This window comes from Micromonospora sp. MP36, assembly GCF_008119785.1.
Classification (GTDB): Bacteria; Actinomycetota; Actinomycetes; order Mycobacteriales; family Micromonosporaceae; genus Micromonospora.
In genome coordinates this window covers 1-6102 of the sequence record NZ_VSFA01000200.1, presented here as the reverse complement: position 1 = coordinate 6102, position 6102 = coordinate 1, and the positions used below count along the sequence as shown (strand labels likewise).

At 68.3% G+C, this 6102-nt stretch carries 7 protein-coding genes; 4 read left to right on the top strand and 3 right to left on the bottom strand.

The features are described from left to right. Positions 1 to 105: 105 nt before the first annotated feature. The gene (locus FXF52_RS40110; RefSeq protein WP_187414014.1) at positions 106 to 1407 is read right to left on the bottom strand and encodes an MFS transporter; all 1302 of its coding nucleotides are present in this window, start codon (positions 1405 to 1407) and stop codon (positions 106 to 108) included. A 57-nt stretch (positions 1408 to 1464) separates the two neighbouring features. On the opposite strand from FXF52_RS40110, the gene FXF52_RS40105 reads away from it, so the two are divergent. Continuing rightward, entirely contained in the window at positions 1465 to 2565 is a 1101-nt protein-coding gene (locus tag FXF52_RS40105) for a LacI family DNA-binding transcriptional regulator (RefSeq protein WP_187414013.1), read from the top strand. Between the two features lie 168 nt (positions 2566 to 2733). Here FXF52_RS40105 and FXF52_RS40100 read toward each other — a convergent pair whose 3' ends face one another. After that, a complete protein-coding gene (locus FXF52_RS40100; protein WP_148804865.1) occupies positions 2734 to 3312 on the bottom strand; it encodes a hypothetical protein in 579 nt (192 codons plus the stop codon). A gap of 146 nt (positions 3313 to 3458) precedes the next feature. On the opposite strand from FXF52_RS40100, the gene FXF52_RS40095 reads away from it, so the two are divergent. The 3 genes from FXF52_RS40095 to FXF52_RS40085 are packed head-to-tail and all read left to right on the top strand — an operon-like array spanning position 3459 to position 4839. Further along, positions 3459 to 3866, top strand: coding sequence for a VOC family protein (locus FXF52_RS40095; protein WP_148804864.1), 408 nt, complete (start codon positions 3459 to 3461; stop codon positions 3864 to 3866). Between the two features lie 14 nt (positions 3867 to 3880). Then, positions 3881 to 4543 carry an HAD family hydrolase gene (locus FXF52_RS40090; RefSeq protein ID WP_255472895.1) on the top strand — a complete coding sequence of 221 codons (663 nt, stop codon included), beginning with the start codon at positions 3881 to 3883 and terminating at the stop codon, positions 4541 to 4543. A gap of 41 nt (positions 4544 to 4584) precedes the next feature. Then, complete coding sequence (locus FXF52_RS40085; RefSeq protein WP_148804863.1) at positions 4585 to 4839, top strand: VOC family protein; 255 nt, start codon at positions 4585 to 4587, stop codon at positions 4837 to 4839. 174 nt (positions 4840 to 5013) lie between these two features. Here the strand turns inward: FXF52_RS40085 and FXF52_RS40080 are convergent, their stop codons facing one another. Next, positions 5014 to 5946, bottom strand: a complete 933-nt coding sequence (locus tag FXF52_RS40080; RefSeq protein ID WP_148804862.1) for a phosphotransferase family protein — start codon at positions 5944 to 5946, stop codon at positions 5014 to 5016. Between the last annotated feature and the right edge of the window lie 156 nt (positions 5947 to 6102).

The window sequence follows — 6102 nt, the reverse complement described above, 5'->3', positions numbered from 1 at the left end:
ACGTCCCTGGGATCTGACGGTCAGCGCGACGGGCAAACCCTGCGTGGCGGACGCCTGACCGCGGCTAACCGCTCGGCTTCCGGATCTGTCGAAGAGCGAGCGGTCCTAGTGATCGCTGTGCGCTCTTCTCGCAGCCCAGGTGCTGATCGGCGCTGCTGCCAGGGTGAAGACCAGAGCGAGTGCGGCCACGCCGAGCAGCGCGCCGCGCAGGTCGCTGCTCTCGGCCAGCAGACCCACGTAGGCCGGGCCGAGTAGGAAGCCCAGGTAGGCGGTAGCGGCGACGGTGGAGGTGGCCCGGCCGTGCTGAGCGGGGTCGGTGCCTCGCAGACTGCGGCTGAGCAAGGTGGGGAACAGCGTCGCGGTGCCCAGGGCGCCCAGCACCAGCCCGACCAGGGCGATGATGACCGAAGGGGCGGTGGCCAGCACCGCGCTGCCCACGGTGGCCAGCGCGCCTCCGCCGAGCAACATCACGGTGGGGTGGCTGCGCGACAGCGGCGCCAGGCTCAGGCGCGCCAGCGCGACGGTGGCGGCAAAAGTCGCTGGGGCCGCGGCCGCCAGCTGGGGTGAGGCGCTGAAGACGTCGGTGAGCATCACCGCGCCCCAGCTCTGGTGGGCGTTCTCGATGGCGTAGGCCAAGGCAGCCACCAGTCCCACGACGAACAGGGGTGAAGTTGGGCTGATCCGGCGCAGCAGGCCCGTGAGCCTCCGTGCGCCACGGGGCGCGGCCGCGGCGGAGCCTGCCGGCGCCCCTCGCTCCGCGCGGGCACCTTCGCGGGCTTCCGCCCGGGTACCGGCATCGCCCTGGTGAGCTGGAATCTGCAGCGACATGCTGGTCAACGCGGTAGCCGCTGCCAGGGCGCACATCACCGCCGCGACCACGGCGAAGGCCGCCAGCAGTGACAGCCCCGCACCCAGCAGCGCTCCGGTGGACAGGCTGGCGATGACCACGCCCACGGAGAACAGCCCGTGGGATCGGGTGAGCAGAGGTTTGGCGGTGACGTGCTCTGCGCGACCAGCGAGGGTGTTGATGGCCACGTCCGCAGCGCCGGAGGCGGCGCCGACCACGAGCATCCCGATGATCAGCAGCACCACCCCGTCGGCGCCGGCGGTGATGAGCAGGCCAGCACCGGCCAGTGCCGCCAGCAGCCATGACGCCACGCGGAGCCCGTAGCGGTCCACCGCACGTCCGGTGAAGGCCATCGCCGGCAGCGCCCCCAGGCCAATGAAGAGCAGGGCGGTGCCCAGCTGGCCCTCGCTGACCCCGGCCTGGGTGCGCAGTGTGGGCAGGGCCGCTCCCCAGGCGCCCCAGAAGATCCCGAACGCGGCGAACGCGGCGTAGGGCGCGTAGACGGCCCGGGCATCGAGAACGGGTGGACGGGGCGCGGAGACGACCGTGTCTTGACTCATGCTTCGTAACGTTACACAAGACCCTCGTAACGTTACACAACGAGCTAAGATGTCGTTGTGCCCACACCTGCGCGACGCCGTCCCACCATCAAAGACGTCGCCAAGCAGGCGGGGGTCGCGCCAATGACCGTCTCCTACGCCTTCAACCACCCCGCGCGGGTCGCCGAGCCCACCCGGACCCGGGTGCTGGAGGCCGCGGCCCATCTGGGCTACCGCCCCGACAGCACCGCCCGGGCCCTGCGCTCAGGGCGCGCCAACCAGCTGGGGGTGGTAGTCGGGGAACACCTGTCCTACCTCTTCGACAACCCGCAGGCGGCGCAGTTCCTGGCCGGGATCACCGACGTCTGCGTCACCGAGGACCTCGGAGTGGTGCTGATCCCCACCCGCGGGGATGCCTCCGACATCGACCGGGTGCTGTCAGCGGCGGTGGACGGCTACGTGCTGTGGACCACCGTCGCCGATGACCCGGTGCTGGCCGCCGTCGCGAGCAGCGGGCGACCCGCCGCCATCCAAGGCGGTCCGGCCCACCCGGGACTGGCGTGCATCGGGCCCGATGACCGCGCAGCCGCAGCAGCAGTCGCGGCCGCCACACCGCTGGCCGAAGCGACCCCCGTCATCATCAGCTTCCCCCTGGACCGGCGCCGCACCAGCGGCGTCCTGCGCGGCCACGACCTACCCGTTGACCTGATGGACCTGCAGGCGATCCCCTTCCCGGTCACCGGGGCTCGTCTGGCCGGCTACCGCGATGCGCTGACCGAGGCCGGTCACGACTGGGGTGACGTGCGGATCGCCGTGGTGGAGCGTAACCAACGCGAACTCGGTGAGGACGCCGCCGCAGCGCTGCTCGAGACGCTGGAGGGCTCTGGCCCTGTGGTGGTGCTCGCGATGAGCGATGAGCTGGCGCTGGGGGCCCACTCGACGGTGGGGCGCACGCAGCGGCAGGTGGGGCTCACCGGGTGGGACGGCACGCGAGAGGCCACCACCTCAGGCATCTGGTCCGTAGCGGCCTCGCTGCGCGAGCAGGGCCGTGCGTGCGCGCGAGCGGCCCTATCGAGGGATATCGAGGGACACCAAGTGCCCTGGTCCGTGGTCGCGCCCGAGGTCGTGCACCTGCAAAGCCTGCTCGCCAGCTTCCCCCTGCTCGACCACGACGCCTGAGCCCAGCATCGGGACAGGGAGGCCACCACACTGCTACTGGTTCACTGTCATGCCGCCATGGCAAGGCGGCGCCCTCAGCGCCCGGACAGGCCGAGTTGAGTACGGCTGGCCTGCCGGTTGTCGGTCGGGTCAGTTGAGCTGCTCGCGGCAGCGGGATGCCAACGTCGGCTAGGACCGAGACCTGCCCGAGCTCGCCAGTTCGCGGATCATGCTGATCAGCTCTGCAGCACGGGGACCACGTTGCCGTAACACCGTCTTGAGGTGCTCTTGGGCGTTGCTCCCGGCGAACTGCATGCTCGGCGCTCTCGCGGGCAGCACGATGCCCACATAGGCGCGCCGCTCATCCGTGGTCTCCACCAGCGCACCGTCGGGATCCACGCCCCACGAGTGCTGCCGCCAGAGGTCGTCGGCGGACAGCGCGTAGCCCGTGCCGATCGACTCGATCGCTCCGTCGATCCAGCGCGCCGCGACGTTTCGATGACATTCACCGACATCGCCCTGCACGCATCGCACTGCCGATCCGAACGCAGACCCGCTGGCAAGCAACTCTTCAAGATCGAACTCGGGCCTGACCGGCGGTACGACGAGTGAGCCCCCGAACGACAACAGAGTCGCGCACCAACTCCGCCAGCGCTGTCCGTAGCCCGCGTCCACGCCGACGTAGGTGTCAACCCGGTCTCGGTAAAGCGACAGCAGACGCTCGCGTTCGTCGCAAGGTAACGCCACCGGCAAAGGGTACAGCGGCACCGGGGCAACGTGATCACACGGACTCATTTGCCGCCGACCGGGCGTCACGCAGCGTGGCGGTAACGGTGGCTGCTCGCCGTGCGGAACTGCCGATGAGCGGACGGCATGCCGATGACAGCGGGTCGCAGCCCCCGTACGTTGGCGTCATGGCGACTTTTTGGACCTTGGGATGCGATGCCGACCATCCGCAGCGGATCGCCGCTTTCTGGGCGCTGGCCCTCGGCTATGTCAAGGAATCTGGCTTCGACGAGCCCGATAACGCGTCGATCGTCGACCCGGATGGCCGGGGCCCCGCCATTAGTTTCCTGAAGGTGCCCGAGGGAAAAGCCGCTGAACCAAGAACCGGTCGCCGAATGCATATCGATGTCATGCCGACCGACGGGACACGCTATGAGGAGGTCGTGCGGCTGAAGGGGCTCGGGCGCGACCCGAGTACGAGGATCATCGCAAGCCCCAACGGCCCCGGTTGGGTGACCAGGGCCGACCCGGAGGGCAACCTGTTCTGCGTCGAGCGCAGTCAGGAGCATCATGATCCACGTCAATCGTCCCGCTGATCTAGGGTGACCTGGTGCCTTCGAAACCCGTGACAACCGTCCTGTTCGACTTCGCTTGGACCCTGTTCGCCAGAGACCCCAACCGCTGGATCGGCAGCGCGGCGGCCTTGGTCGGCCGGGAGGTGGCCGTCGGTGAGGCGCAGCGCATCGCCGCGGATTACGCTGAGTTGTTGCGGACAACGGCTACGGACCCTGCTCATTTTGCCCGCGACTTGGACCCACAGGTGTGGGACCGGGCGATTCTGGCTGTCCTGCAGCAAATCCGTGGGGTGGACCCGCCGTTTGCGCGAGCCCTGCACGAAACGCACGCCGAAGCGCTCGAGCCGTACGCGGACACGTCGTCCACTCTCGCCGCACTGAGTGCCCGCGATATTCGCCTTGGCGTGGTCAGTAACGTCGGCTGGGACATTCGCAAATGCTTTGCGAGGCACGGGCTTGACCGCTACATCGATGCATTCGTTCTTTCCTACGAGGTCGGCTTCGTCAAACCCGATGTACGGATCTGGCGCACCGCACTCGACGCCCTGGCGGCACAGCCAGATCGAACGCTGATGGTCGGTGACCATCCCAGCGGCGACGGCGGTTCCGTGACCGCCGGGATACCGGCCCTGGTACTGCCGATGGTGAGTTCGCCAGCCCAGCTTCGCGGATTCGATCACGTGCTGACGTTGGCCTGAATTTGAAGCTGGTTCGGTTCTTGGTTTGTCGAGGTTGCCCTATGCACTTCGGGAAAGGTGTCCGATTCTTCCAGTATGAAGTCGAGGGCAAGTCCAGCAAGAACCGAGTGCATATCGATGTCCGGGTGGCCGGTCCAGGCCCCTGGGACATGGTCGAGCGCGCCCGACTGATCCGGCAGAAAGTCCCCGAGTTGGTCGCCGCTGGCGCGACGGTGATCCGCGAGGAGTGGTACGGCGACGTGCTCGGCCACGTCGTCATGCAGGACCCCGAGGGCAACGAGTTCTGCGTCGCTTGATGCCACGGCCACTGCCCGCGATTCGGTATCCGGATCTGCCGCAGGCAGCGCGCGGCGGCGCTGGCGCGTCCGTCACTACCAGTATCCGTCGATCCAGGCACGTACAGGTGCGACACGTTCGGACATGCCGATGAGAACGCGGGCGCCATTGCTCAACGATCTTGCCTGCGTCTCCTAGTCCATTCGGTAGCGGGCGAGGCACTCCTGAATCCAGATGGTGTGACGCTCGCGCAAGTGGGCCGCGGTCAGATCGGTGCGGCCGAGGTCGTGGTAGTTGGGGAGCCACGTCTCGACGGTGCGGTAGGAGTTGCCGAGGGCGAACAAGTCCCACAGCGCCAGGTCGGGCACATCTGCTGCTGCCGCTTGCTCGTACGCCGCCAGGAAAATTTCAGCCGAGTCCGGGCCGTGCAGCAGAGTCAAATCCAGTCGGCACCAGCTCACGTCGAGGCCGCGCGGCGCCTGTGCAGCCCCTGACCAATCGACGACGCCAGTAATCATCTCCTGCTCCCACAGAACATTGCCAGACCAATAGTCATAGTGCGTCAGAACGGGTTCTTGACTGGCAAGGCGATGACCATGGGCAGCCAGGACCGATGCGGTAGGCCCCGCATCGACGCCGGCAGGAGATGAGGCGGACGCTGCTGCCATACCGTCCCGGAGCCCGGTAAGCCGGGTGAGCGGCATGGCGTGGATGCGGGCCAAGACGCGTCCTAGCTGTTCGGCCGTCGCCTGCGAGGAGACCGACGTGATGTCGGCACGGCCGGGCAGCCGGGTGACCAAGATGGCCGGTTCACCGAACCGATGACCGGCGGGGTCGACGTCCACCACCCTCGGAGCCAAGCCGTCTAACCCGTCGAGAGCCGCCAGCACGCCGGCTTCCCGCGCAGCGGCGTCGTCGCCCGGCGGGAACCGGCGCAGCACCATCTCCCCCGTCGGGCGCTCGGTCCGAAGCAGATGCGTGGCGGCGTGAGTGCCGCCGGTGAGTCGCCGAACGGCGCGCGCGGAGGCACCCGGACCGGCGGCTTCAGCGGCCCACGCAACGGCTGATGAAGGAGGCTGCGAATCGGTCACCGCGCCATACTGCACGATCCGTTTTGCGGTGACCATCGGTGCTGCACCGGAACCCCGGGCCGAATGGGGAGCATCCTCATCTGCCGCAGTGCGCTCGCTACTGGACAGCGCACGCGAGTGACCGCGCGCAGCAACCGTCTGATGTCGTGGCCGTTGCCTGACGCGCCCGCTCAGTCGTCGACTTCCTGTGCT

Coding starts and splice junctions, on each gene's coding strand:
- FXF52_RS40080 (WP_148804862.1), bottom strand. CDS start 5,946: ATGGTCACCGCAAAACGGATCGTGCAGTATGGCGCGGTGACCGATTCG.
- FXF52_RS40095 (WP_148804864.1), top strand. CDS start 3,459: ATGGCGACTTTTTGGACCTTGGGATGCGATGCCGACCATCCGCAGCGG.
- FXF52_RS40110 (WP_187414014.1), bottom strand. CDS start 1,407: ATGAGTCAAGACACGGTCGTCTCCGCGCCCCGTCCACCCGTTCTCGAT.
- FXF52_RS40085 (WP_148804863.1), top strand. CDS start 4,585: ATGCACTTCGGGAAAGGTGTCCGATTCTTCCAGTATGAAGTCGAGGGC.